Source organism: Mesorhizobium sp. B2-1-1 (assembly GCF_006442975.2).
GTDB lineage: Bacteria > Pseudomonadota > Alphaproteobacteria > Rhizobiales > Rhizobiaceae > Mesorhizobium.
On the sequence record NZ_CP083954.1, the window covers coordinates 172,412 to 197,807 of the forward strand.

Annotated in this window: 20 protein-coding genes; 11 read left to right on the forward strand and 9 right to left on the reverse strand. The window is 65.1% G+C overall.

The annotated features are described in order from the left end of the window. The first annotated feature begins 235 nt into the window (after nt 1-235). Nucleotides 236-703 (forward strand): VOC family protein, encoded by a 468-nt coding sequence (locus FJ972_RS00825; RefSeq protein ID WP_140497085.1) that lies wholly within the window; start codon nt 236-238, stop codon nt 701-703. 176 nt (nt 704-879) lie between these two features. Here FJ972_RS00825 and FJ972_RS00830 read toward each other — a convergent pair whose 3' ends face one another. Then, the gene (locus FJ972_RS00830) at nt 880-2,472 is read right to left on the reverse strand and encodes a peptide chain release factor 3 (protein WP_140497087.1); all 1,593 of its coding nucleotides are present in this window, start codon (nt 2,470-2,472) and stop codon (nt 880-882) included. 140 nt (nt 2,473-2,612) lie between these two features. Between FJ972_RS00830 and FJ972_RS00835 the strand changes: the two genes are divergently transcribed. Continuing rightward, nucleotides 2,613-3,680, forward strand: a complete 1,068-nt coding sequence (locus FJ972_RS00835) for an NAD(P)/FAD-dependent oxidoreductase (protein WP_140523646.1) — start codon at nt 2,613-2,615, stop codon at nt 3,678-3,680. A gap of 42 nt (nt 3,681-3,722) precedes the next feature. On the opposite strand, the gene FJ972_RS00840 is transcribed toward FJ972_RS00835, so the two are convergent. Both FJ972_RS00840 and FJ972_RS00845 read right to left on the reverse strand, forming a co-directional pair. After that, entirely contained in the window at nt 3,723-4,517 is a 795-nt protein-coding gene (locus FJ972_RS00840; RefSeq protein WP_140523643.1) for a class II glutamine amidotransferase, read from the reverse strand. 14 nt (nt 4,518-4,531) lie between these two features. After that, nucleotides 4,532-4,780, reverse strand: a complete 249-nt coding sequence (locus FJ972_RS00845) for a DUF6356 family protein (RefSeq protein WP_140523640.1) — start codon at nt 4,778-4,780, stop codon at nt 4,532-4,534. A gap of 116 nt (nt 4,781-4,896) precedes the next feature. Here FJ972_RS00845 and FJ972_RS00850 point away from each other — a divergent pair, with 116 nt between their 5' ends. The 5 genes from FJ972_RS00850 to FJ972_RS00870 all read left to right on the forward strand — a co-directional run bounded on the left by FJ972_RS00850 (nt 4,897) and on the right by FJ972_RS00870 (nt 8,574). Continuing rightward, nucleotides 4,897-5,367: an Lrp/AsnC family transcriptional regulator gene (locus FJ972_RS00850; RefSeq protein WP_140523637.1), complete on the forward strand. Its 471-nt coding sequence runs from the start codon at nt 4,897-4,899 to the stop codon at nt 5,365-5,367. A 97-nt stretch (nt 5,368-5,464) separates the two neighbouring features. Continuing rightward, complete coding sequence (gene dut, locus FJ972_RS00855; RefSeq protein ID WP_140523635.1) at nt 5,465-5,950, forward strand: dUTP diphosphatase; 486 nt, start codon at nt 5,465-5,467, stop codon at nt 5,948-5,950. Continuing rightward, the gene (locus FJ972_RS00860; RefSeq protein WP_181165289.1) at nt 5,950-6,609 is read left to right on the forward strand and encodes an HAD family hydrolase; all 660 of its coding nucleotides are present in this window, start codon (nt 5,950-5,952) and stop codon (nt 6,607-6,609) included. Before dut ends, FJ972_RS00860 begins: the two co-directional genes overlap by 1 nt. A 152-nt stretch (nt 6,610-6,761) precedes the next feature. Next, nucleotides 6,762-7,562, forward strand: coding sequence for an isocitrate lyase/PEP mutase family protein (locus tag FJ972_RS00865; RefSeq protein WP_140523629.1), 801 nt, complete (start codon nt 6,762-6,764; stop codon nt 7,560-7,562). Nucleotides 7,563-7,575: 13 nt separating this feature from the next. Further along, a complete protein-coding gene (locus FJ972_RS00870; protein ID WP_140523626.1) occupies nt 7,576-8,574 on the forward strand; it encodes a proline racemase family protein in 999 nt (332 codons plus the stop codon). Between the two features lie 10 nt (nt 8,575-8,584). On the opposite strand, the gene FJ972_RS00875 is transcribed toward FJ972_RS00870, so the two are convergent. Beyond that, the gene (locus FJ972_RS00875; RefSeq protein ID WP_140523623.1) at nt 8,585-9,298 is read right to left on the reverse strand and encodes a sulfate transporter family protein; all 714 of its coding nucleotides are present in this window, start codon (nt 9,296-9,298) and stop codon (nt 8,585-8,587) included. Nucleotides 9,299-9,716: 418 nt separating this feature from the next. Continuing rightward, the gene (locus FJ972_RS00880) at nt 9,717-10,601 is read right to left on the reverse strand and encodes an EamA family transporter (protein WP_224618297.1); all 885 of its coding nucleotides are present in this window, start codon (nt 10,599-10,601) and stop codon (nt 9,717-9,719) included. A 217-nt stretch (nt 10,602-10,818) separates the two neighbouring features. Between FJ972_RS00880 and FJ972_RS00885 the strand changes: the two genes are divergently transcribed. Both FJ972_RS00885 and FJ972_RS00890 read left to right on the forward strand, forming a co-directional pair. After that, on the forward strand, nt 10,819-11,811 hold the full coding sequence (locus FJ972_RS00885; RefSeq protein ID WP_140523618.1) for an adenosine kinase: 993 nt from the start codon (nt 10,819-10,821) through the stop codon (nt 11,809-11,811). A gap of 470 nt (nt 11,812-12,281) precedes the next feature. Beyond that, nucleotides 12,282-12,983: an antitoxin Xre/MbcA/ParS toxin-binding domain-containing protein gene (locus FJ972_RS00890; RefSeq protein ID WP_140523615.1), complete on the forward strand. Its 702-nt coding sequence runs from the start codon at nt 12,282-12,284 to the stop codon at nt 12,981-12,983. A 42-nt stretch (nt 12,984-13,025) separates the two neighbouring features. Here FJ972_RS00890 and FJ972_RS00895 read toward each other — a convergent pair whose 3' ends face one another. Then, nucleotides 13,026-15,305 (reverse strand): NADP-dependent malic enzyme, encoded by a 2,280-nt coding sequence (locus FJ972_RS00895; RefSeq protein ID WP_140497115.1) that lies wholly within the window; start codon nt 15,303-15,305, stop codon nt 13,026-13,028. A 217-nt stretch (nt 15,306-15,522) separates the two neighbouring features. Here FJ972_RS00895 and mutS point away from each other — a divergent pair, with 217 nt between their 5' ends. Next, complete coding sequence (gene mutS / locus FJ972_RS00900) at nt 15,523-18,285, forward strand: DNA mismatch repair protein MutS (protein WP_140523612.1); 2,763 nt, start codon at nt 15,523-15,525, stop codon at nt 18,283-18,285. A 236-nt stretch (nt 18,286-18,521) separates the two neighbouring features. On the opposite strand, the gene FJ972_RS00905 is transcribed toward mutS, so the two are convergent. From FJ972_RS00905 to FJ972_RS00915, 3 genes are all read right to left on the reverse strand, one after another. Further along, nucleotides 18,522-19,367 carry an aldo/keto reductase gene (locus FJ972_RS00905; RefSeq protein ID WP_140512968.1) on the reverse strand — a complete coding sequence of 282 codons (846 nt, stop codon included), beginning with the start codon at nt 19,365-19,367 and terminating at the stop codon, nt 18,522-18,524. A 78-nt stretch (nt 19,368-19,445) separates the two neighbouring features. Then, nucleotides 19,446-19,838, reverse strand: coding sequence for a DUF305 domain-containing protein (locus FJ972_RS00910; RefSeq protein ID WP_140523609.1), 393 nt, complete (start codon nt 19,836-19,838; stop codon nt 19,446-19,448). Nucleotides 19,839-19,881: 43 nt separating this feature from the next. Then, nucleotides 19,882-22,386, reverse strand: a complete 2,505-nt coding sequence (locus FJ972_RS00915) for a heavy metal translocating P-type ATPase (protein WP_140523607.1) — start codon at nt 22,384-22,386, stop codon at nt 19,882-19,884. Nucleotides 22,387-22,573: 187 nt separating this feature from the next. On the opposite strand from FJ972_RS00915, the gene FJ972_RS00920 reads away from it, so the two are divergent. Further along, nucleotides 22,574-25,375 carry a [protein-PII] uridylyltransferase gene (locus FJ972_RS00920; RefSeq protein WP_140523604.1) on the forward strand — a complete coding sequence of 934 codons (2,802 nt, stop codon included), beginning with the start codon at nt 22,574-22,576 and terminating at the stop codon, nt 25,373-25,375. Nucleotides 25,376-25,396 lie beyond the last annotated feature (21 nt).

A 25,396-nucleotide genomic window follows, 5' to 3' on the forward strand; every position in this document is an offset into this window, starting at 1 on the left:
GAGCGTCGCGGCCCTGAATATGGATCGCAGGCGTTATAGACCGGCAATTATTGTCTGGCCACATTTTTGCAATGCGCCAGATTCTCCAGAAAAATTCAGAGTTTGCGAAAAAAGATGGCCTCCCGTGTCGGATCGCCTACCGGGCGCCCGTCCTTGGATCAACGGCAAGGGAGTGGGACCATTTTCTCAGACGGCCGTTCCATTGTAGCAGCAAGAAGCAACCGAGGAGCACGACATGCAAAAGATCACCACCTGCCTGTGGTTCGATGGACAGGCCGAAGAGGCGATGAACCACTATGTCTCCATCTTCAAGAATTCGAAGGTGCTGAGCGTCATGCGTTGGCCCAAGGGCCACGCCGATGAAGGCAAAGTGCTGCTGACCACGTTCGAGCTCGACGGCGTGCCGTTCCAGGCGCTCAACGGCGGACCGCAATTCAAGTTCAACGAGGCGATGTCGCAGTCGATCGACTGCAAGACGCAGGAAGAGGTCGACTATTTCTGGGAGAGGCTCACCGAGGGCGGCGAGCCCGGCCCGTGCAGCTGGCTGAAGGACAAGTTCGGCGTCTCCTGGCAAGTCGTGCCGGAACAGCTGCCGCGCCTGCTCCAGGATCCGGACCGGGAAAAGGCCGGCCGGGTGATGAGTGCGATGATGAAGATGGGCAAGATCGACATCGCCAAGATCGAAGAGGCGGCGAAGGGGTGAGAAGTGGTCCGCGTAGCGGACGGAAAGCCAATTGCTGGGCTTTCCGAGCTTCGAACGCCCTGAGCCTGCGAAGGGCAGGGCTGTCCATTGATTTTTGAGGCCGGCGCTGCCCCTCATCCGTCGCCTTCAGCGACACCTTCTCCCACAACAAGGGGAGAAGGAAAAAGGCAGCGCCGCTACGCCGCCTTGTCGCGGACCTGGTAGTCCTTGATCGTGGCGAAGCGGATCGCCTTCCAGCGCTCGGCTTCGTAGTTCAGCGAGAAGGCGTGCTGGGCGAGGAACACCGGGTCGTTGTCGAGATCGCGGGCAATGTCGCCGCGATGGGCTTCGATGAAGCGCTGCACTTCCGTCTTGTCGTCAGCCGATATCCAGCGGCAGACCGAAAAACGCGACATCTCGAATTCGACCGGCAGCGTGTATTCGAAGTTCAGCCGCTCCTTCAGCACGTCGAGCTGCAGCGCACCGACGACGCCGACGATGGCCGGCGAGCCGTCCTCGGGCGAAAACAGCTGCACGACGCCCTCCTCCGCCATCTGGTGCAGCGCCTCCTTCAGCTTCTTGGCCTTCATCGCATCACCGAGGCGCACACGACGCAGGATTTCCGGGGCGAAGTTCGGCACGCCGCGGAACAGGATTTCCTCACCCTCGGTCAGCGTGTCGCCGATGCGCAGCGTGCCGTGGTTGGGGATGCCGACGACGTCGCCGGCAAAGGCCTCGTCGGCGGTGACGCGGGTGCGGGCGAAGAAGAATTGCGGCGCAGACAGGCTCATCGGCTTGCCGGTGCGCACCAGCTTGGCCTTCATGCCGCGCTCGAGCTTGCCCGAGCAGACGCGCACGAAGGCGATGCGGTCGCGGTGGTTGGGATCCATATTGGCCTGGATCTTGAAAACGAAGGAGGTCATCTTGTCCTCGGTCGCCTCCACCATCCGGGTGTCGGCATCCTGCGCGCGCGGCGGCGGCCCGAAAGCGCCGAGCGCCTCGATCAGGTCGCGCACGCCGTAATTGCGCAGCGCCGAGCCGAAATAGACCGGCGTCAGATGGCCCTCGCGAAAGGCGTCGATGTCGAGCGGACGGCAGGCTTCGCGCGCGAGTTCCAGCTCCTCGATGAAGGCCTCGCGCTCGTTTTCCGGCAACAGGCCGGCGACGCGGTTGGAATCGGGACCGTTGACCGGAGTGCGTTCCTTCTCGTCATCGCCCTTGCGCACGGCGTTCAGCGCCAGGTGGTAAGTGCCCGAAAACGTCCTGCCGCGGCCGATCGGCCAGGTGATGGGCGCGGTATCGAGCGCCAGCTTCTGCTCGATTTCGTCCAGTATCTCGAAGGGATCGCGGCTCTCGCGGTCCATCTTGTTGACGAAGGTGATGATCGGGATGTCGCGCAGCCGACAGACCTCGAACAGCTTCAGCGTGCGCGGCTCGATGCCCTTGGCGGCGTCGATGACCATGACCGCCGAGTCGACCGCCGACAGCGTGCGGTAGGTGTCGTCGGCGAAATCCTCGTGGCCGGGCGTGTCGAGCAGATTGAAGACGTTGTCCTCATACTCGAACGTCATCACCGAGGTGACGACCGAAATGCCGCGTTCGCGCTCGATCTTCATCCAGTCCGACCGGGTCTGGATGCGGTCCTTCTTGGCCTTGACCTCACCGGCAAGCTGGATGGCGCCACCGAACAGCAGCAGCTTTTCGGTGAGCGTCGTCTTGCCGGCGTCCGGGTGGGCGATGATCGCGAAAGTACGGCGGCGCGATACCGCCTGTTCGATGTCTTCAGCCAATTTATGAAATCCTGTCTGTGGCGCGGGCTTCTAGCAGCGCTTTCCCGGCCTGTCGAACAGATTTGCCCGGATCGGTCCGCCGGCTCTTGAGATAGGGAAGACGCGATGGCATCAGAAGACCTGTTCGATGGAGATCCTGCATGAGCAAGAAAGTGATCGTCATCGGCGCCGGCATCATCGGCGCCTCGATCGCCTGGCACCTGGCCAAGGCGGGCGCGCAGGTGACGGTCATTGCCGACAGCGCTGCCGGCGGCGTGGCGACGCCGAACTCGTTTGCCTGGATAAATGCCAGCTGGGGCAATCCGGAACCGTATTTCCGGCTGCGCATCCGCTCCATGGCGGAATGGTCGCGGCTGGCGCAGGACCTGCCCGGCCTTCCGCTCGCCCGGTGCGGCGGGCTGTGCTGGGACTTGCCGGCGGACAAATTGGAGGCCTATGCGGCGGAGCATTCGTCCTGGGGTTATGGCATCAGGCGGGTCGACCGCGCCGGCGCGGTCGGCATCGAGCCCAATCTCGCCGGGCTTCCCGACTTTGCCTTACATGTCGCCGAGGAGGGTGTCGCCGAGCCGGTCGCAGCGACGAACGCGCTGCTGGCCGACGCCGAACGGCGTGGTGCGCGCTTCGTCTCCAGCACGGTTACGGCGTTGGTCCAAACCGGCGGCAGGACGACGGGCGTGGACACGTCGCATGGGCTGTTTGCAGCCGACGAGGTGGTGATCGCGGCCGGCGTCGGCTCGCCGGAGATTGCCGCGACGGCCGGCATAAGGCTACCGATCGAAATGCCGCCCGGCCTGATCGTCCATTCGCGACCTTACAGAAAATTGCTCAACGGTCTGGTGCTGGCCGAGCGGCTGCACATGCGCCAGACGGCGCAAGGCCGCATCATCGCCGGGTCTGATTTTGGCGGTGCCGACCCGGGGATGGATGCGGCGGCGACGGCGCGCGAGCTGTTTGCGGCGGTGCAAGCCATGCTGCGCGGCGGCGATGGCCTGGAACTCGATTTCCATACGGTCGGTTACCGGCCGACGCCGATCGACGGCTTCCCGATCATCGGCCGCGCCGAGGGCATGGACGGCCTCTACATCGCGGTCACGCATTCCGGCATCACGCTGGCGCCGGCGGTCGGCTTGTTCGCGGCGCGCGAAATCCTCGACGGCGAGCGCGATCCGCTGCTGGCGTCCTATGGATTGGGTCGGTTCGCTCAATAGCTTGGTGGACGGCTCTCTACGGCAATTCGCGCCGCGAGGAGGCTACCCGGCCAGCGCCAGCTTCGCCGGGGCCGGCGCAAACGGCTGAATATTCACGCCATCCCTGGTCATGGTGACGAAGCTCGATGGCGGGATCGCCTGCCAGTCGCCGCCTTCACGGTCGAAGGGTTCGGAGACGATGCAGCGGCCGCCGCCCTTGGCGGCGGTATAGAGGGTGGGCGCGTGGTCATCCGTGGCGTAGCGGACCGCGTGGAGCGCCTGCCCGTCGGAAAAGGCGGCCGTCAGCTTCAGCGCCGGCTCGATGCCGGCACGCCGCGAAGCCTCCAGCACGCGGCTGGTGGCACGGGCGACGGCGCCTTTCGGATCGGCGGCCAACCCTTCGTCGATCATCAGGAGAAAAAACAGCTCGGAATCGGTGGTGCCCTCGCGCTGGTCGAAGACGGCGTCGGACAGCGAATTTTCCAGCGCGCGGCGGATCTTCTCGAAGCCGCCGATCTGGCCGTTGTGCATGAACGACCAAGGGCCCGAGATGAAGGGATGGCAATTCATGCGGCTGGTGGCGCCGCCGGTCGAGGCGCGCACATGGGCGAGAAACAATCCGGATTTGATCTGTCGGCACAAGCTCTTCAGATTGGGATCGGACCAGGCCGGCAGGATGTCGCGGTAGAGGCCGGGCTCGGGCCGGTCGCCATACCAGGCAAGGCCGAAACCATCGCCATTGGTCGGCGACTTGGCTTCCTCGGCGCAATGGCTCTGGGCGATCAGCGAGTGGCAGGGCGCCGTGAGGATGTCTTCGAGGAAGACCGCTTCACCGAGATAGGCCGCCCACCGGCACATCGCTTCTTCCGTTCCTAGGCGTGGTCCGGAAGGGCCTTGGGCTCCTTGACCGCGTGCGAACCTCTGTTGTGCGTCCGCTCGTAAAGTTCGCGGACGATTCGGCTGGCGGTAGTCTCGAACAGAAATGGCAAGAAAGCGTGAACGAGGGCGGCCCCGGCGGCCGTCAGCAGGCGCGAGGAAAACCAGGCGGCAAAGGCCATGTGACCGAAATAGGTTTCGCCAACCTTGGCCGGATGGGAGGTGAAAATCCTTGCGACCGACATGCTGCTTCCCCTTCAGCGCTTAAAGTTCCTGATATGGGGTATCCTGGCACGGTTCGTCGGTTCATCGGTCTCAAAATGTCCTTGTATTTTGCTTGTTCGTGGGACAAACATCCCACATGGCCATCGAAATCGACGAAATCGATCGGAAATTGCTCGCCGAATTGCAACGCGACGGCACGTTGTCGGTCGACCAGCTGTCCGAACGGGTAGCCTTGTCGCGCAACGCCTGCTGGCGGCGCGTCAAGCGGCTGGAGGAGGATGGCGTCATCACCGGCCGGGTGGCGTTGGTCGATGCCGAGAAGCTCAGGCTCGGCCTCTCCGTGTTCATCCTGGTCCGGACCTCAAATCATGATCCCGAGTGGTTGCAGAAATTCCGGGCGGCGGTGACCGGGTTTTCCGAGATCACGGGAGTCTACCGCATGTCCGGCGACCTCGACTATGTCTTGCGCGCCCGCGTCGCCGACGTGAAGGCGTATGACCGGCTCTACCAGCGGCTGATCGCCAAGGTGGCGCTGTCGGACGTTTCGGCGTCCTTCGTGATGGAGGAGATCAAGGAGACGACGGTGGTGCCGATGGAAGTGCGCTAAGGGTTGGCTCCGGCCATAGTGATGCCCGAAAGAAAGCCGTTGATAGGATTGCGGGCGAATTGACCGAATCGGCAATCGCGCCGATAGGATCGATTTTATGCGCGCAGCCATCCAAAATTCCTCCGTCATCGGTCCGACCGTCGGCTTCGTAAGGTTACCGCATGCGGAAGGACTCCCCCTCCCTGCCTATGAAAGCCCCGGCGCCGCCGGCATGGACCTGCGCGCGGCGGTGCCCGACGATCGGCCGCTGCTGATCCTGCCGGGAAAACGTGCGCTGGTGCCGACCGGACTGATCCTGGAAATCCCCGAAGGCATGGAAGGCCAGGTGCGGCCGCGCTCCGGCCTTGCCTTCAAACACGGGCTGACCGTCCTCAACACGCCGGGCACGATCGACAGCGACTATCGCGGCGAGGTGAAGGTGCTGCTGGTCAATCTCGGCGACGAGGATTTTGCGGTGACGCGCGGCATGCGCATTGCCCAGATCGTGTTCGCCGCGGTGACGCAGGCGGGCGTCGAAGAGCGCGCCCTGGCCGGCGGCACGGCGCGCGGTTCGGGCGGGTTCGGCTCGACCGGCACGGCCTGATGAACATACCGAAACTTGTCATCTTCGACTGCGACGGGATTCTGGTCGATACCGAGAACCTGGCCAACCGGCGTCTCGCCGAATGGCTGAGCGAAGCCGGGTATCCCACCAGCTTTGAACATTGCCGCAAGAACTTCTCCGGCCGCAGCATGGTCTCAGTGCAGAAGCAGATCGAAGAAGAGACCAGCGTCAGGCTCGGCGCCGACTTCGTCGAGCGCTGGAATGCAGGGCTGCCGGACCTGTTCGCCCATGGGGTCGAGGCGATTCCCTATGTCCGGGAGTTCGTCGAGGCTGTCCGCGCGGCCGGCATCGCCTATTGCGTCGCCACCTCGGCCAGGGTGTCGAAAATGCACATCACGCTTGGCCAGACCGGCCTGCTGCCGCTGTTCGAACATGCGATGTTTTCCTCGACCATGGTCGCGCGCGGCAAGCCGTTTCCGGACCTGTTCCTGCATGCGGCCAAGACGATGGGCTTTGCGCCTGCCGACTGCATCGTCATCGAGGACAGCGTCGCCGGCACGCAGGCCGGCATCGCCGCCGGCATGCGGGTATTTTCCTATCATGGCGATCCCTACAGCGACCGTGACGGCTTGATGCGAGCCGGCGGCATCCTGTTCGACGACATGCGCACACTGGCCGGACTGGTGCCAATCCACTGATCTGGACCGTTTTTCTGGGGTTGCGAAGACGCGCCGGACGAATTGTCAGCAGAGAACGCGAAACGCTTCTGAGCCAACCGCATTCGTTTGCCCGGGCAAGGCGGGCAAGCTAAAATCCGCGCCATCGCACTCAACACGATGGGGGAACTTCCATGGACAAGGGCAAGATCTTTCGCGACCTGCATGCCTCGACCTTCGTCATGCCCAACCCTTGGGACGTCGGCACGACGAAGCTGCTTGGATCCTTCGGTTTCAAGGCGCTGGCGACGACCAGCGCCGGTTTCGCCTTCTCGCGCGGCCTGCCGGACGGCGCGGTGACCTTCGACCAGATGATCCATCATTGCCGCGAGGTGACGGCGGCAACCGAGCTGCCGGTTTCGGCCGACCTCGAACGCGGCAAGGGCGACAGCGCCGAGCAGGCCGCCGAAACCATCTTCGCGGCTGAAGCCGCCGGCCTTGCCGGCTGCTCGATCGAGGACCACACCGGCGACCCGAACAAGCCGATCTATGATTTTTCGCACGCGGTGGAGCGCGTCGCGGCGGCGGCGGAAGCGGCCCGCGCGCTGAAACGCGATTTCGTCTTCACCGCGCGGGCGGAGAACTTCCTCTGGGGCAAGTCCGACCTCGACGACACGATCAAGCGGCTGCAGGCATTCGAGAAGGCGGGCGCCGACGTGCTCTACGCGCCGGGCATCGGCGACGTCGAGATGGTGCGCACGGTCTGCTCGGCGGTGAGCAAGCCGGTCAACGTCATGGCAAGGCCCGACTTCACCATTGCCGATCTGACCGCGGCCGGGGCAAAGCGCGTTTCGCTTGGGCCGTGGCTCACCAACTTCGCCTATGGCATGCTGGAAACGGCGGCGCGCGAGATCCAGCAGGACGGCACGTTCGGCTTCGCCCGCGCCGCCATGCCCTTCGGCAAGTTGCAGGCGCTGTTTGGCAAATCGGGATAAGCGGGCCGGACACATGACGCTGACCGTCGTCGACATGCACACCGGCGGCGAGCCGCTGAGGATCGTCACCGGGGGTTATCCCGATATCCCGAAGGGCACGATCCTGGAAAAGCGCGCCTATGTGCGCGACCATCTCGATCATCTCCGGAAAATCCTGATGTTCGAGCCACGCGGACATTACGACATGTACGGCGCGCTGCTGGTCGAGCCCGATTTGCCGGGCGCCGACCTTGCCGTGCTGTTCATGCACAATGAGGGCTATTCGACCATGTGCGGCCACGCCATCGTCGCGCTCGGCCGCTACGCCGTCGACGAAGGGCTGGTGGCCAAGCAGGAACCGGTGACGATGGTCAACATCGAGGCGCCCTGCGGGATGGTGATCGCCTCGGTCGAGGTGCGCGACGGCAAGGCAGGTGCTGTGTCGTTCGAAAGCGTGCCGGCTTTCTTGTTCGCAGGCGACCGCAGGATCGAACTGCCCGGCTACGGCGCGATCGACTTCGATATCGCGTATGGCGGCGCTTTCTACGCGCTGGCCGACTGCCACCAGTTCGGATTGGAATTCGGCCGCGACCGGGTGCGCGATTTCGTCGATGCGGCGACGACGCTGACCGAAAGACTGAAGCAGGAATTTCCCCTGTCGCACCCCGACCATGCCGACCTCGCCTTTCTCTACGGCTCGATCCTGACCGATGGGAAGGACGCGTTTTCCGGTGAGCCGACGAAAAACGTCTGCGTCTTCGCCGAGGCGCAGGTCGACCGCTCGCCGACCGGCTCCGGCGTCACCGCCCGGCTGGCGGCGATGCATGCCAAAGGCGAGATCGCAACAGGCCGGACACGCACTTTCGAGAGCATCGCCGGCTCGCGCTTTTCCGGCGCGGTGGCGCGGATGGCGAAAGCCGGACCGCATGAAGCGGTTATCGCCCGCGTCGGCGGCCGCGCCTACTATTGCGGCCGGGCGGAATTCATCGTCGAGCCCGACGACGAACTGGGGCGCGGCTTTCTGCTGCGGTAGGACTGGCGCATCAACGGGACGGCTTGCTCCGCCGATCGGGCCGGGCCGAGATCGCCTTGTGCAGATGCACCATCATGGCTGCGGCGAAGAGCGGCGTCACCAAGTTGAGCACCGGCACGGCAAGGAAGGCCGCGATGACCAGGCCGGCGAGAAAGACCGTCCCGGCATGGTGCCGGCGCAAGGCCCTGGCCTCTTCTTCCGGACGGAAACGCATGGCGGCGAATTCGAAGAATTCGCGCCCGAGCAGGTAGCCGTTGACGATGAAAAAGGCGGCGATGTTGATGCCTGGCACCAAAAGAAGCAGCAGGGCGACGACGTTGCCGAGAATGACGACGCCGAAGAATCGTATCGCGAGCATGAGCGAGCGCAATGCCGGCATGGCGCGCCCAACCGGGTCGCCAGGATAGTCGGTGCGCTCGACCACTTCGGCGACATCGTCGAGGAACAGGCCGGCGATCACCGCCGTGACCGGCGCGACGAGCAGCGCCAAGCCGAAGGCAAGCGCGATGGCCGCGATGATGCCGCCCAGCCAACCGGCCCAGGACGGCAGGCCGGGAAAGAGCGCGTGAAGCCATGGCAGCGCCAGCCACTCGACGAGGCTGGTCAGCCCGAACCACAGGCCGACCAGAGCAAGCACAGTCAGGCCTAACGTCTTGAGGAAGACGGCGCGCAATTCGGGCGAGAACAACTGGCCGGCGGCGGCGCGGGCGGCGCTGGAGATCACGGTGCTTCCTCGCTTCGACGGATTGCCCCTGGGAGGATAGGCAGCAGGTTCGCCGGTCACAAGCTCTATTGCCTGCCGTGGGTCAAGGCGGTCGTTTCAGGTTTCGAACTCTCCGCATCACCCCTCTTGCGAGCGCCGGCGCCGCCCCTCACTGTCCTTCCGGACATCTCTCCCCGTAGAACGGGGAGAGATGAGCTGGCCGCAACGCCGACGCCTTCATTGCAATGTGGTGGTTTGGCGAACCCGGTGATGACAGCGCCCCTCTCCCCGTCATGTACGGGGAGTTGAGGAGCGGTCCGCGAAGCGGACGAAAAGCCAACTGCTTGGCTTTTCGAGTGACGAACGCCGGCAGGCGGATGAGGGGCGGCGCTACCTCGACAATCGGAGCCATTTGGTCTGAGGCGATTGCCCTGTCTGCCTATTGTGCGAGCGCCGGCTTGCGGGTGGGAATGGTCATGGCCGCGACGCCGGCGACGACGAAGGCCATGCCGAGCCAGGCCGTCGAACCCAGGCTTTCGCCAAGGAAAACGGCGCCGATGCCGACGCCGATCGGCACGCGCAGATAGGCCTGCGAGGTCGTGCCGACCGAGCCCAGCGTGTGGATCAGGCGGAAATAGATGACGAAGGCCAGCGCGGTCGAAAACACCGACAGGCCGAGCAAGGCCAGGATCGACGCCGTGGACGGCGCCAAGGTCCAGGGCTGGTCGACGGCGAGGCTGAGCGGCACCAGGATGACGGCGCCGCAGAGCATCGAGCCGGCGGCGGGCAGCATCGGGTCGAGGCCCTTGAAGCCTCGGCCGAAGATCGCCGCCCCCGCATAGCAGACCGTTGCAAGGACGATGGCAAGCTGCGCCCAAAGTTCATGGCCGAGACCGCCCAGCGCCTGTGTGCCCACGATGAGGCAGATGCCGGCAATGCCGGCGCCGACGCCGATCAGTTTGCGCAGCGTCACCCGTTCGTGGCGGGTGATGAGCGCGGTCAACAGGAAGGTGAAGATAGGCGACGTCGCGTTGAGGATGGTGGCGAGGCCGGCGTCCACCGAGCGCTCGGCGGCGGCGATCAGGGTGAACGGGATGACGCTGTTGAGGCACGCCTGGAAGGCGAAACGACGCCAGCTCGCCGCATCGCCCGGCATGGCGAGCCCGCGCCAGCGGATGATGGCCAGCAGGATCGCGCCCGCGATCAAGGTGCGGGCGGCGATGAACGTCACCGGCGGGATCGTCTCGACGCCGATCTTGATGAACGTATAGGAGGCGCCCCAAAGCACCGCCAGGAGGGCGAGCAGCGCCAGATCGGTGTTCATGTCGTTTCTTGCAGGCATGGGCTTGCCGCCTTCGGACCGGGATCGAACGGCCCTTTTTAGGCAAAGCCGCGGTAAAATGCTTCGGCCACGACCGAATTGTCGTAGCGCCTAGGCGTCAGGCGATATGAACATGGCCTAGGCAAACCGGTTGCAAATCGCTAGACCCGCGCCCGGCCGGCATGGCAAGAAGCCGGCGCGGATTTTGGCGGAGACATTGATGCCGGACTATGACGTGCTTTGCATCGGCAACGCGATTGTCGACATCATCGCCCAGTGCGAAGAGGAATTCCTGGAGACCAACGGCATCATCAAGGGCGCGATGAACCTCATCGACACGCACCGCGCCGAACTGCTCTACAGCCGCATGGGCCCGGCGATCGAGGCGTCCGGCGGCAGCGCGGGCAACACGGCGGCCGGCGTTGCCTCCTTCGGCGGTCGCGCCGCCTTCTTCGGCAAGGTCTCCAACGACGCGCTCGGTGAGATCTATGCGCATGACATCCATGCCCAGGGCGTCGCCTTCGACACCAAGCCGCTTCAGGGCGAGCCGCCGACGGCGCGCTCGATGATCTTCGTCACCCCCGACGGCGAGCGCTCGATGAACACCTATCTCGGCGCCTGCGTCGAGCTCGGGCCGGAGGATGTCGAGGCCGACAAGGCGTCGGGCGCCAAGGTTACCTATTTCGAGGGCTATCTGTGGGATCCGCCGCGCGCCAAGGAGGCGATCCGGCAGACGGCCAAGCTGGCGCACGCGGCGGGCCGCGAAGTGTCGATGACCTTGTCGGATTCGTTCTGCGTCGACCGCTACCGCGACGAGTTCCTCGAGCTGATGCGCTCGGGCACCGTGGACATCGTCTTCGCCAACAGCCACGAGATCAAGTCGCTCTACCAGACCTCGTCCTTCGACGAGGCGCTGGCCCGGATCCGCAAGGACTGCAAGGTCGCCGCCGTGACGCGCTCGGAAAAAGGATCGGTCATCGCGCGCGGCGACGAGACCGTCGTCATCCAGGCGACCGCCATCAAGGAGCTGGTCGACACGACAGGCGCCGGCGATCTCTACGCTGCCGGTTTCCTGCATGGCTACACGCAAGGCCGCGACCTCAAGACCTGCGGCGATCTCGGCTCACTGGCGGCCGGCCTGGTGATCCAGCAGATCGGGCCGAGGCCAAGGCAGAATCTGCGTCGCGAGGCCGAACTGGCGGGGCTGCTGTAGGGGGGCGGTGAAGCTGCCGATCTCCCCCCTCGTGGGGGAGATCGCCGGCAGGCCAGAGGGGGCGCTGTCCCGCTGGCATCTCCAGGGTTCTACACTGCCGCCAAGCCCGAAATGAACGGCATGAGCGTACTGTCATGTCGGGGCGCCAGTTCGAAGAGTATGGGCACGCGGAAGGGAACCACCGCAACCTAGCGATCCTTCGCGCCCCCCTCTGCCCTGCCGGGCATCTCCCCCACGAGGGGGGAGATCGGCAGCTTCACCGTCGCGCGGCTGTCACACATCGCACCTACACGCAATCTGGGCGCCCTTTGACTGACATTTGGGCGCCTCAACCAGTTGGGGTGCCAAGATGCAAGAAAGCAAGCTGTCGGGCGGCCGGATTTGTTGCCGCCGCGATTTCCGCTTTCCACATTAGAAATTCAGCAACGGGCGCAGTCGGGGAGGAGCGCTCGCGGCCAGAAGACAGATGCATGAACAGATTTCACATAACCGGTCTTAAACAAGACGACTTCGCGGACATGGTCGCGGAGAAGGTCGAGCGGGCGCTCGCCCACTATGACGAGGCCATCAACAAACCCACCATGGTCTCGGTCGGCAAGATCGCCGGCAGCATAGCGTCAGCCGTCACCTTGCTATCGCCGACGCATCAGCGCGCCATCGATGCCATTCATGCCGACCTTCCGGGGCTGGCGTCGAAATTCGTGCGTGCGCTGGCCGCGGAAGCCGCGCGCCGCAGCGAAGCCGGCTCCGCGGGCGCCACAAATCCGTCGGCGGGTTTCGACGGCCCCGCCTCCCCGCTTCCGCGCACCCAGTCCGACGATCTCGAATCGATGCTGATCGAAGACTGGGCCGGGCGGGTCTCCGGTTCGACCTATCTGGAGGAACACCTGCGCATTGCCCGCTCGACCCTGCACCGCTGGCAAAGGCGGGGCGAAGTGGTCGCCTTGCGCAAGGGCGGCCGCAAGCACGTCTTCCCGCTGGCGCAGTTCGTGGACGGCAGGCCGGTGGCGGGCATTCGAGACGTGCTGTCGTTGATCGGCAATCCGAGGCTGGCATGGCTGTGGCTGACCCGCCCCTCGGCGCTGCTCGACGGGCGCATTCCCATCGACCTGCTGCGGCAAGATCAGGTCAAGGAGGTCGTCGAGGCGGCCCGGGTGTTTTCCGCGGGTTAAGCAGATCCGCCGCAGCTTTCGCATCCGACGCGCGGACCTTCCTCAGGTCCCCGCCGTGTAGGCCGCGATCGCCGCCATGTTGACGATATCGCTGTCCTTGGCGTTCAGCGAGACGATCTGCACCGGCTTGTTCAGCCCGACCAGCAGCGGGCCGATGACCGTCGAGCCGCCGAGCTCCTGCAGCATCTTGGTGGAGATCGAGGCGGAGTGGAAGGCCGGCATGATCAGCACATTGGCCGGGCCGGTCAGCCTCATGAACGGGTATTGCGCCATGGCACGGGCGTTGAGCGCGACGTCGGCGGCCATCTCGCCGTCATACTCGAAATCGACGCGGCGCTTGTCGAGGATGCGCACGGCTTCCTGGATGCGCTCGGAGCGCTCGCCGTGGGGATGGCCGAAGGTGGAATAGGCGAGCATGGCGAGCCTCGGCTCATAGCCCATGCGGCGGGCAAAGCCTGCCGCTTCCTCCGCGATATCGGCGATCTGCTCGGCGTTCGGCATGTCGTGCACGGCGGTGTCGGCGACGATCACGGTGCGGCCACGTGCCAAAACGATCGACACGCCGATGACGCGATGGCCCGGCTTGGCGTCGATGACGCGCCTGACATCGTCGAGCGCGGTGGAATAGTTGCGGGTGACGCCGGTGACGATGCCGTCGGCATCCCCCAGCGCCACCATGCAGGCGGCGAAATGGTTGCGGTCGTTGTTGATCAGGCGCTGGCAGTCGCGGAACAGGAAGCCTTTGCGCTGCATGCGCTCGTAGAGATAATCGGTATAGACCGAATTGCGGCGCGACAGGCGAGCATTGATGATCTCCAGCCCCTGCTTGTCGAGGTCGATGCCGGCGTGCCTGGCGTTCTCCTTGATGACGTCGTCGCGGCCGAGCAGGATGGCGGTGCCGAGCCGCTGGTTCACATAGGAGACGGCGGCGCGCATCACTTGCTCCTCCTCGCCCTCGGCGAAGACGATGCGCTTGGGCTGGCGGCGCACACGGTCGTAAATGCGCTGCAAGGTCGAGGCGATCGGATCACGGCGGGCCGACAGCTCCTGCGCGTAGCGGTCGAGATCGAGGATCGGCTTGCGGGCGACGCCAGAATCCATCGCCGCCCTGGCGACGGCCAGCGGAATGGCCGAGATCAGGCGCGGATCGAACGGCACCGGGATGATGTAGTTGGGGCCGAATTTCGGCCGGTTGCCCTGGTAGGCTGCGGCGACGTCGTCGGGCACGTCCTTGCGTGCCAGGTCGGCAAGCGCACGCGCGGCGGCGATCTTCATGTCGTCATTGATGGTGGTGGCCCGCACATCCAGCGCGCCGCGGAAAATATAGGGGAAGCCGAGCACGTTGTTGACCTGATTGGGATAATCCGAACGCCCGGTCGCCATGATGGCGTCGGTGCGGATCTCCGCCACTTCCTCGGGCGTGATCTCGGGATCGGGGTTGGCCATGGCGAAGATGATCGGGTTCTTGGCCATGGAACGCACCATGGCGGTGGTCAGCGCGCCCTTGGCGGAAAGGCCGAGGAAGACGTCGGCGCCGTCCAGCGCCTCGGCCAGCGACCGCGCGTCGGTCTTGACCGCATGCGCCGACTTCCACTGGTTCATGCCTTCGGTGCGGCCCTGGAAGACCACGCCCTTGGTGTCGCACAGGATGATGTTTTCGGGCGCAAAGCCCATCGCCTTCATCAGCTCGATACAGGCGATGCCGGCCGCACCGGCGCCGTTGCAGACCATCCTGGTGGTCTTCATGTCGCGGCCGGTGATCTCCAGCGCGTTGATCAGGCCGGCGGCCGAGATGATGGCGGTGCCGTGCTGGTCGTCGTGGAAGACCGGGATGTCCATCAGCTCGCGCAACCGCTGCTCGATGATGAAGCATTCCGGCGCCTTGATGTCCTCCAGGTTGATGCCGCCGAAGGAGGGCCCAAGGAAGCGCACGCAGTTGATGAACTCGTCGGCGTCCTCGGTGTCGACCTCGAGGTCGATGGAATCGACGTCGGCGAAGCGCTTGAACAGCACCGCCTTTCCCTCCATGACCGGCTTGGAGGCCAGCGCGCCGAGATTGCCCAAGCCCAGGATCGCGGTGCCGTTGGAGATGACGGCGACCATGTTGCCGCGCGACGTGTAGTCGAAGGCGCGGCTGGGATCCTCCGCGATGGCCAGCACCGGCACGGCGACGCCAGGCGAATAGGCGAGGCTCAAATCGCGCTGCGTGGCCATCGGCTTGGTGGCGACGATCTCGAGCTTGCCGGGCCGCCCCATGGCGTGGAATTCGAGCGCTTCCTGCGCGCTGACGGACGGACCGCTGTTTTCGGTTTTCCTTGCCATGATGCTTTTGATTTCCTCGCCATGCGGCACCTCCTTGAGGCGGGTGCCTTGTGTGATTCCGAATTAAGACTACGCGCCGCCGCGTGTAAACCGCCAAGCGTTACCGAACTGGCGTCGGAAGGACGCATGGCGTTCAATGGTGGTTGATCTCCGTTCTTCCCCTGCTTTTCCAATGGCCGGCATTAAACCCCGCCGCCACATCTGCTAGCGTGAGCGCATGAACATGCACATTCAAAACGAACCGGACGCTCCCGAGGCGATCACGCCGGCAGCCGCTGGCGGCGTCACGCCGATGATGGAGCAGTTCATCGAGATCAAGGCGGCGAACCCGGATTCGCTGCTGTTCTATCGGATGGGCGATTTCTACGAGCTGTTCTTCGAGGATGCGGAGAAGGCGAGCCGGGCGCTCGGCATCGTGCTGACCAAGCGCGGCAAGCATCAGGGACACGACATCCCGATGTGCGGCGTGCCAGTGCATGCGGCGGACGACTATCTGCAGAAACTGATCGCGCAGGGTTTCCGCGTCGCCGTCTGCGAGCAGATCGAGGATCCGGCCGAAGCCAAGAAGCGCGGCTCCAAATCGGTGGTGCGCCGCGATGTGGTGCGGCTGGTGACGCCTGGCACCATCACCGAGGACAAATTGCTGGCGCCGTCGGAATCGAGCTTCCTGATGGCGCTGGGACGGGTGAAGGGCAGCAGCGATGCAAGAGGCGGGGAGCGCGGCGGCGCGACCGGGAACCAGGGGAGCTTTGCCCTAGCCTGGATCGACATTTCGACCGGCGCTTTCCGGGTCACAGACACCACCGCAGACCGGCTGCTCGCCGACATCTTCCGCGTCGATCCGCGCGAGCTGATCGTCGCCGATCCGGTGTTCCACGATCCCGAATTGCGACCGGTATTCGACATGCTCGGCCGCGTCGCCAACCCGCAGCCGCCGAGCCTGTTCGATTCGGCCTCGGCGGCCGCGCGCATCGCCCGCTTCTTCGAGGTGGCGACACCGGACAGCTTTGGTGCGTTTTCCCGTGCCGAGCTGTCGGCGATCTCGGGCGCCATCGCCTATGTCGAAAAGACGCAGAAGGCCGAGCGGCCGCCGCTGTCGCGCCCCGAGCGCGAGGAGGCCGGCTCGACCCTGTTCATCGACCCGGCGACGCGCGGCAACCTGGAACTGCTGCGCACGCTGTCGGGCAGCCGTGAAGGCTCATTGTTCAAGGCGATCGACCGCACGGTGACCGGCGGCGGCGCCAGGCTGCTCGCCGACCGGCTGATGGCACCGCTGACCGATCCGGCGGCAATTGCCGCGCGGCTGGATTCGGTGTCGTTCTTCCGTTCCGAGACGCGGCTTTGCCAGGCGGTGCGGGCGAGCCTGAAGAGCGTCGCCGACATGCCGCGCGCGTTGTCGCGGCTGGCGCTCAACCGCGGCGGCCCGCGCGACCTCGGCGCGCTGCGCGCCGGCTTCGAGGCGGCCGGCACCATCGCGGGGATATTTGCCGCGACCGCCCTGCCCCAGGAATTGGCGGCGGCGCTCGCCGCCATCCGGGCGCTGCCGCACGCGCTTGCCGGGCATCTGACGCAGGCACTTGGCGAGGAACTGCCGCTGCTGAAGCGCGACGGCGGCTTCATCCGAGGCGGCTACAACGCCGAGCTCGACGAGATGCGGGCGCTGCGCGACGAGTCGCGAAAAGTGATCGCCGGGCTGGAGCGTTCGCTGATCGAGGAGACCGGCATTCGGTCCCTGAAGATCCGGCACAACAATGTGCTCGGCTACTACATCGAGGTGACCGCCAACCACCACGCGGTGATGACCGGCAGCGACGGCGCCAAGGCGCGCTTCATCCACCGCCAGACCATGGCCAACGCCATGCGCTTCACCACGACGGAGCTGGCGGAGCTGGAAACAAAGATCGCCAATGCCGCCGACCGGGCGCTGAGCATCGAGCTTGCGGCCTTCGACGCGCTGACGGCGGAAGCGGTCGGCGAAGCGGAGAAGATCCGCGCCGGGGCCGATGCGCTCGCCGTGCTGGACGTGTCGGCGGCGCTCGCGCTTTTGTCGGAAAGCGAGGCCTGGTGCCGGCCGCTGGTCGATGCCAGCCTTGCCTTCGAGATTTCGGGTGGGCGCCATCCCGTGGTCGAACAGGCGCTGCGGCGCTCCGGCGAAGGGCCGTTCGTGGCCAATGACTGCGACCTGTCGCCGGAGGGCAGCGCCAAGAACGGCGCGATCTGGCTGCTGACCGGCCCCAATATGGGGGGTAAATCAACATTCCTGCGGCAGAACGCGCTGATCGCCATCCTGGCCCAGACCGGCTCTTTCGTCCCGGCGACATCGGCCCATATCGGCGTCGTCGACCGCCTCTTTTCCCGCGTCGGCGCCTCGGACGATCTGGCGCGCGGCCGATCGACCTTCATGGTCGAGATGGTCGAGACGGCGGCGATCCTCAACCAGGCCGGCCAACGGGCGCTGGTAATCCTCGACGAGATCGGCCGCGGCACCGCCACGTTCGACGGCCTGTCGATCGCCTGGGCCGCGGTGGAATATCTGCACGAGAAGAACCGCTGCCGGGCGATCTTCGCCACGCATTTCCACGAAATGACCTCGCTTGCCGGCAAGCTGGCGCGGCTCCACAACGTCACCATGCGGGTCAAGGAATGGGAGAACGACGTCGTCTTCCTGCACGAGGTCGGCAAGGGCGCGGCCGACCGCTCCTACGGCGTCCAGGTGGCGCGGCTGGCCGGCCTGCCGGAGGCGGTGGTGGACCGTGCCAAGGAAGTGCTGCACCAGCTCGAGGAAGGCGAGGTTTCGGGCAAGACCAACCGGCTGGTCGACGACCTGCCGCTGTTTTCAGTGGCGGTGAAGCGGGAAGCGCAGAAGCCGGTCAAGAGCGACGCGCTGGGCTTCGCACTCAGTGACATCAATCCCGATGAGATGACGCCGAGGGAAGCGCTGGAAGCGCTTTATCGGTTGAAGGGGTTGGCGGGGACGTAAATTGAACCTGCTGGCACGGCGGTATCGCCGAAACCGCCAATCTCCCCCCTTGAGGGGGAGATGTCCGGCAGGACAGAGGGGGGCCTCTTAACTTGCCCCCTGACGATGCCCGCCGGAGCATGCCAGCGCGGAAGCCGTCGTTGTAAAAATTAATATGTTGGCGGGACAGCGCCCCCCTCTGCCCTGCCGGGCATCTCCCCCTCGAGGGGGGAGATTGGCAGCTTCACCGACAACGCTCAGATCATCTCCAGCCCGCGTTTGCGGCTCGGCGGCGGGAAGGCGCGGTCGAGGTCGGCGAGGTCTTCGCGCGTAAGCTCGATGTCGAGTGTCGCGACATTCTGGCGGACATGGTCCTGGCTGCTGGCCTTGGGAATGGCGATGACGCCATCCTGGTGCATCACCCAGGCCAGTGCGATTTGCGCCGGTGTCACGCCATGGCGGGCTGCGACCGCGTCTAAACTGGCGTTGCGCGCCAAGGCGCCCTGCTCGACCGGCGAATAGGCCATCAGAGGAATTCCGCGTTTCCGGCTCCAGGGCGCCAGATCGAACTCAAGGCCGCGCCGGACCAGATTGTAGAGCACCTGGTTGGTCTGGACGTTGCCGCCGTCGGGCAGGCCGACCAGCTCTTCCATCTCCCCTGTGTCGAAATTGCTGACGCCCCAGTGGCGGATCTTGCCGGCTTTCTTCAGCGCCTCGAAAGCTTCGACGGTTTCGGCCAGGGGCACGCTGCCCGGCCAATGCAGCAGATAAAGATCGATACGGTCGGTGGCGAGGCGCTTCAGGCTGTTTTCGCAGGCGCGCTGCACGCCGGCGCGCGAGGCGTTGGACGGCAGCACCTTCGAGACCAGGAAGACCTCGGCACGCTGCCCGGCAATGGCTTCGGCCACCACCTCCTCGGCGCCGCCGCTGGCGTACATTTCGGCGGTGTCGATCAGCTTGACGCCGAGATCGAGACCAAGCTTGAGGGCATTCACCTCCTCCGCGCGGCGGCGCGAATCCTCGCCCATTTTCCAGGTGCCCTGGCCGAGAACGGGGATGGCTTCGCCGCAGGGCAGCGTGGTGGTTCTGACGCTCGATGGCATGGCAGGCTCCAGTTGAGACGGGATCGCATCACAGGCCGGACGAGAAATTCAGAGGCGTTCTCGCCGAGCCGCGAAAGCTTACTTCACCGGATGGGCGGCGAGCCAGTCCTGCATCTGCTTGATCTCGGCTTCCTGCGCCGCGATGACCGCCTCGGCCAGCTTGCGGATCTCGGGGTCCTTGCCGTTGGCGAGTTCGACCCTGGCCATGTCGATGGCGCCCTGGTGGTGAGGGATCATGCCGCGGACGAAATCGACGTCGGCATCGCCGGTGTATTTGGAGGCCATCATGTCGGCGTGCATCTTGTTCATCGCCGCCTTGTAGCCTGCGGTCGACGGGCCTTCCGCCCCCGTCGCCATGCCGGCCATGTCGTGCTTCATCTCCTCGCTTTGTGCGGGAACGCTTTCGAGAAAGACGGCAACCAGCATTCCAGCCGCCATCAGCAGCAGCACGATTTTTTTGGCCAAGGTCATTGATGGTCTCCTGTTGATCGGGTTTCGTATTTGGGGGATCGGCTCAAAGTTTCAATGTCCTCAGCCGCAACGCATTGGCGATCACTGAAACCGAGGACAGGCTCATCGCCGCCGCCGCCAGCATCGGCGACAACAGCGTGCCGGTCAGCGGATAGAGCACGCCGGCCGCAACCGGCACGCCAAGCACATTGTAGAGGAAGGCGAAGAACAGGTTCTGCCTGATATTGCGGATGGTCGCCTGGGCCAGTGTGCGGGCACGCACGATGCCGTTGAGGTCGCCCTTGACCAATGTGATGCCGGCGCTTTCGACGGCGACATCGGCGCCGGTGCCCATGGCGATACCGACATCGGCGGCGGCCAAGGCCGGTGCGTCGTTGACGCCGTCGCCGGCCATGGCGACGCCGGCGCCCTTGCCGCGCAATTCCTCGACCAGCGCGCCCTTCTGTTCCGGCAACAGGCCGGCGCGGACTTCGTCGATGCCGAGACTGCTGGCGATCGCGTTTGCCGTGCGCTCATTGTCGCCGGTCGCCATGATGATCCTCAAGCCGCTGTCGTGCAGGGCCTTGATCGCCTCGGCGGTGGTCGCCTTGACCGGATCGGCGACGGCGACGATGCCGGCCAATTTCCTGTCCACGACGACGAACATCGCCGTCTTGCCATCGCCTTGTAGCGCCTCGGCCACGGCCGAAACGGTGGACACGTCGACACCGAGATCACGCATCATCGCGGCGTTGCCGAGCGCGACATTCCTGCCCGAAACGGCACCGGAAACACCCTTGCCGGTGACCGCCTCGAAGCCATTGGCTTCGGCGACCCTTACACCGCGGGTCGCGGCGCCTTCGACAATAGCCTCGGCCAGGGGATGCTCCGAGCCCTTCTCCAGGCTCGCGGCGAGGCCCAGCAATTCCTCCTCCGAAAACCCATCGGCGGCCACGACATCCGTCAGTTTCGGCCGGCCTTCGGTCAGTGTCCCCGTCTTGTCGACGATCAGCGTATCGACGGAAGCGAAGCGTTCGAGCGCGGCGGCCTCCTTGATCAGCACGCCGGCATGCGCCCCGCGTCCGGTAGCGGTCATGATCGACATCGGCGTGGCGAGGCCGAGTGCACAGGGACAGGCGATGATCAACACCGAGACCGCCGAGACGATCGCGAAGATCAGGCTGGGCTCTGGGCCGAAGACCGCCCAGGCGGCGAACGCGGCGATGGCGACCAGAACGACAGCCGGGACAAAGTAGAAGGAAACGCGGTCGGCCAAGCCTTGTATCGGGGCGCGCGAACGCTGCGCCTTGGCGACCAGCTCGACGATGCGCGAGAGCGTGGTCTCGGCGCCGATGCGGTCGGCGCGCATGATCAGCGAGCCATTCTTGTTGAGCGTGCCGCCGGTGAGGGCATCCCCTTCGGCCTTCTCGACCGGCAACGGTTCGCCCGTGATCATCGATTCATCGATGGAAGAGCGGCCTTCGAGCACGGTACCGTCGACCGGCACGGCATCGCCGGGCCGGATGCGCAGGCGCTCGCCGGCCTTGACGCTGTCCAGCGGCACATCGCTCTCGGAACCGTCCTCTCCTATGCGGCGGGCGGTCTTGGGCGCAAGGTCGAGCAGGGCGCGGATCGCCGAGCCGGTCTTTTCGCGGGCGCGCAGTTCCAGCACCTGGCCGAGAAAGACCAGCGCGACGATGACGGCTGCGGCCTCGAAATAGACCGGCACCGCCCCGCCATGGCCGCGGAACTGATGCGGAAAAATGTCCGGGAACAGCGTCGCGACGACGCTGTAGAGATAGGCCGCACCGACGCCGAGCGAAATCAGCGTCCACATGTTCGGGCTGCGGTTGCGGATCGAGTCCCAGCCGCGATGAAAGAACGGAAATGCGGCCCAAAGCACGACCGGGCTTGCGAGCGCCAGCTCGATCCAGACCTTTGTCCGGTCCTCGATCAGGTTCTCGAACGACAGACCGATCATCGGCGCCATGGCGACGATGAGAAGGGGCACCGAGAGCACCGCACTGACCCAGAACCGCCTGGTGAAATCGACCAGTTCGGGATTTGGCCCCTCGTCACCGGTCGGAACGCCCATCGGCTCGAGAGCCATGCCGCAGATCGGGCAGGAGCCGGGCTTGTCACGGATGATCTCGGGATGCATCGGGCAAGTGTATTGCGTGCCCTTCGGCATCGCTTCCGGCGCCTGCCGGTCGCCGAGATAGGTTTGCGGCGCCGCCTCGAATTTCGACTTGCAGCCGGCGGAGCAGAAATAGAAGCCCTGGCCGTCATGGCGCAGAAAATGCTTTGCCGTGGCGCGGTCCACGCTCATGCCGCAGACGGGGTCGGTGGCGGTCAGGTATGTTTCCGGCTTGGCCCGGAATTTCGAACGGCAGCTTTCGCTGCAGAAATGATAGAGACGGCCAGCATGCTGCGATACCGGCTTGCCGGCGGCTGGATCGACGGTCATGCCGCAGACCGGATCGCGTGTGACGGCGCCCGCATCCACGGCCGCACCTTTTGCCGCGCAGCAACGACCATGCGCGTGATGATCGTGATCTGAATGCGTCATTTCGAATGCCTCTATCAAACTGCTTCGAGCCGGAGGTAGTCCTTCCAGTAACTGGAAGGTCAAGGACTGGCTTGAATTTTATTGTCGCGGGTGTCCCGCACCATGGAAACGCGTCAACCCGCCCCCATACCCAGCGCCGCGGAAACGCGCTATAGACGCCGCCCAAAAGGCAAGGCCAACCGGTACCATGGCGAAAATCTCCCTGAAGCTCGATGAACTGATCGACGGCGACGCCTTGCGCCGCGAGATGACCGCGCTGACGGCGGCCACGACCGGGGACGGCTCCGGATCGGCCGCCCGCGCCGGGGTTCTCCAGCTTCTCAAGGGCCGGCTCGCCGCGGGCCGCAAAACAGCCGAGGCCATGCTGAAGCAGGATGGCGGCGGCAATGCCTGCGCCGAGCGGCTGTCGCATCTGATGGATGAGCTGATCCGGGCGCTCTACGATTTTGTCGCGACCCATGTCTACCGGGTAAAGAACCGGTCGGTGGCCGAACGCATGGCCGTCGTCGCGGTCGGCGGCTATGGGCGCGGCACGCTGGCGCCGGGATCCGACATCGACCTCCTGTTCTTGTTGCCCTACAAGCAGACGCCGTGGGGCGAACAGACAGTCGAATACATGCTCTACATGCTGTGGGACCTCGGGCTGAAGGTCGGCCACGCGACCCGCAACATCGAGGAATGCCTGCGGCTGTCGCGCACCGACATCACCATCCGCACCTCGATCCTGGAAGCGCGCTTCCTGTGGGGTGAGCAGAAGCTCTACGACGAACTGATGCTGCGCTTCGACCATGAGGTGGTGCGCACCACCGGACCGGAATATGTGCAGGCCAAGCTCGCCGAACGCGACGAGCGCCATGCCAAGGCCGGCGAAAGCCGCTATCTGGTCGAGCCCAACGTCAAGGACGGCAAGGGCGGCCTGCGCGACCTGCAGACGCTGTTCTGGATCGGCAAATATTTCTACCGGGTGCGCACCGGCGAGGAGCTGGTCGAGAAGGGCGTCTTCACGCAGGCCGAATACCGCGAGTTCCAGAAGGCCGAGGATTTCCTGTGGGCCGTGCGCTGTCACATGCATTTCCTCACCGGCAAGGCCGAGGAGCGGCTGCATTTCGACATCCAGCGCGAGATCGCGGAGCGGCTGGGCTACACCACGCATCCCGGCCTGTCGGCGGTCGAGCGCTTCATGAAGCACTATTTCCTCGTCGCCAAGGATGTCGGCGACCTGACCCGCATCTTCTGCGCCGCGCTCGAAGAGGAGCAGGCCAAGCATGTGCCGGGCTTCAACCGCATCTTCCTCACCTTCCAGCGCCGCAAGCGCAAGCTTGCCGGCACGTCGGATTTCATCGTCGACAACCACCGTATCAACATCGCCGACGACCAGGTGTTCGAGCGCGATCCGGTCAATCTGCTCAGGCTGTTCTGGTTCGCCGACAAGCACGGGCTGGAGTTTCACCCCGACGCGCTGAAGCTGCTCACCCGCTCGCTCGGCCTGGTCAACAAATCGCTCCGGCGCGACGAGGAGGCCAACCGGCTGTTCCTCGACATCCTGACCTCGGACCGCAACGCCGAGCTCAATCTGCGCCGCATGAACGAGGCGGGGCTGCTCGGCCGGCTGATCCCCGATTTCGGCAAGATCGTCGCCATGATGCAGTTCTCGATGTACCACCACTACACGGTCGACGAGCATCTGATCCGCTGCATCGGCGTGCTGGCCGAGATCGAGCGCGGCGACGGCGAGAAGGTGCATCCGCTGTCGCATTCGCTGATGCCGGGACTGAGAAAGAGCCGCGAAGCGCTCTACGTCGCCGTGCTGCTGCACGACATCGCCAAGGGCAGGCCGGAGGACCATTCGGAAGCCGGCGCGCGGATCGCCCGGCGCATCTGCCCGCATATGGGACTTTCGACCGCCGACACCGAAACGGTGGCCTGGCTGGTCGAGAACCATCTGGTCATGTCGATGACGGCGCAGACGCGCGATCTCAACGATCGCAAGACGATCGAGGACTTCGCCTCGATCGTGCAGTCCGTCGAGCGGCTGAAGCTGCTTCTCATCCTCACCGTCTGCGACATCAGGGGCGTCGGACCGGGCGTCTGGAACGGCTGGAAGGGCCAGTTGCTGCGCACGCTGTACTACGAGACCGAACTGCTGCTCACCGGCGGCTTCTCGGAAGTGTCGCGCGCCCAGCGCACGGCGGCGGCGCGCGAGTACCTGGCCGAAGCACTCGCCGGCTGGCCCGACAAGATCCGCAAACGCTATGTCGGCCTGCACTATGAGAATTACCTGTTGACCGTCGACCTGCCGGACCAGCTTCGCCACGCCGAATTCATCCGCGAGGCGGATGCGTCCGGCAACAAGCTCGCCACCATGGTCAAGACGCACCAGTTCGAGGCGGTGACCGAGATCACCGTTTTGGCGCAGGACCATCCGCGCCTGCTGTCGGTGATCGCCGGCGCCTGTGCGGCGGCCGGCGGCAACATCGTCGACGCGCAGATCTTCACCACCTCGGACGGCCGCGCGCTGGACACGATCCTGATCTCGAGGGAGTTCGATCGCGACGAGGACGAGCGCCGGCGTGCCGAGCGCGTCGGGCGGCTGATCGAGGACGTGCTGTCGGGCAAGAGCTGGCTCCCGGAGATGATCGAGAAGCGCACCAAACCCAAGCGCGGCGCCAAGGTCTTCCGGATCGCGCCGCGCGCCGAAATCCGCAACACGCTGTCGAACCGATTTTCGGTGATCGAGGTCGAGGGGCTGGACCGGCCGGGCCTGTTGTCGGAGATCACCGGAACGCTGTCCGACCTGTCGCTCGACATCGCGTCGGCCCACATCACCACCTTCGGCGAAAAGGTGATCGATACGTTCTATGTCACCGATCTCACCGGCCAGAAGATCGACAGCCCGTCACGCACCACCACCATCCGCAACCGGCTGACGGCGACGCTCGAGGGCACGGCCTCCGAACGCGGCAGCAGGACCAGGGCCGCCGCCGAGTGAGCGCCACCATCACTTTGTCCC

Excerpts from the sequence above, each read along its gene's own strand:
- FJ972_RS00825 (WP_140497085.1), top strand. The coding sequence starts at position 236 with ATGCAAAAGATCACCACCTGCCTGTGGTTCGATGGACAGGCCGAAGAG.
- FJ972_RS00835 (WP_140523646.1), top strand. The coding sequence starts at position 2,613 with ATGAGCAAGAAAGTGATCGTCATCGGCGCCGGCATCATCGGCGCCTCG.
- FJ972_RS00840 (WP_140523643.1), bottom strand. The coding sequence starts at position 4,517 with ATGTGCCGGTGGGCGGCCTATCTCGGTGAAGCGGTCTTCCTCGAAGAC.
- FJ972_RS00845 (WP_140523640.1), bottom strand. The coding sequence starts at position 4,780 with ATGTCGGTCGCAAGGATTTTCACCTCCCATCCGGCCAAGGTTGGCGAA.
- FJ972_RS00850 (WP_140523637.1), top strand. The coding sequence starts at position 4,897 with ATGGCCATCGAAATCGACGAAATCGATCGGAAATTGCTCGCCGAATTG.
- dut (WP_140523635.1), top strand. The coding sequence starts at position 5,465 with ATGCGCGCAGCCATCCAAAATTCCTCCGTCATCGGTCCGACCGTCGGC.
- FJ972_RS00860 (WP_181165289.1), top strand. The coding sequence starts at position 5,950 with ATGAACATACCGAAACTTGTCATCTTCGACTGCGACGGGATTCTGGTC.
- FJ972_RS00865 (WP_140523629.1), top strand. The coding sequence starts at position 6,762 with ATGGACAAGGGCAAGATCTTTCGCGACCTGCATGCCTCGACCTTCGTC.
- FJ972_RS00870 (WP_140523626.1), top strand. The coding sequence starts at position 7,576 with ATGACGCTGACCGTCGTCGACATGCACACCGGCGGCGAGCCGCTGAGG.
- FJ972_RS00880 (WP_224618297.1), bottom strand. The coding sequence starts at position 10,601 with ATGAACACCGATCTGGCGCTGCTCGCCCTCCTGGCGGTGCTTTGGGGC.
- FJ972_RS00885 (WP_140523618.1), top strand. The coding sequence starts at position 10,819 with ATGCCGGACTATGACGTGCTTTGCATCGGCAACGCGATTGTCGACATC.
- FJ972_RS00890 (WP_140523615.1), top strand. The coding sequence starts at position 12,282 with ATGAACAGATTTCACATAACCGGTCTTAAACAAGACGACTTCGCGGAC.
- FJ972_RS00895 (WP_140497115.1), bottom strand. The coding sequence starts at position 15,305 with ATGGCAAGGAAAACCGAAAACAGCGGTCCGTCCGTCAGCGCGCAGGAA.
- mutS (WP_140523612.1), top strand. The coding sequence starts at position 15,523 with ATGAACATGCACATTCAAAACGAACCGGACGCTCCCGAGGCGATCACG.
- FJ972_RS00905 (WP_140512968.1), bottom strand. The coding sequence starts at position 19,367 with ATGCCATCGAGCGTCAGAACCACCACGCTGCCCTGCGGCGAAGCCATC.
- FJ972_RS00910 (WP_140523609.1), bottom strand. The coding sequence starts at position 19,838 with ATGACCTTGGCCAAAAAAATCGTGCTGCTGCTGATGGCGGCTGGAATG.
- FJ972_RS00915 (WP_140523607.1), bottom strand. The coding sequence starts at position 22,386 with ATGACGCATTCAGATCACGATCATCACGCGCATGGTCGTTGCTGCGCG.
- FJ972_RS00920 (WP_140523604.1), top strand. The coding sequence starts at position 22,574 with ATGGCGAAAATCTCCCTGAAGCTCGATGAACTGATCGACGGCGACGCC.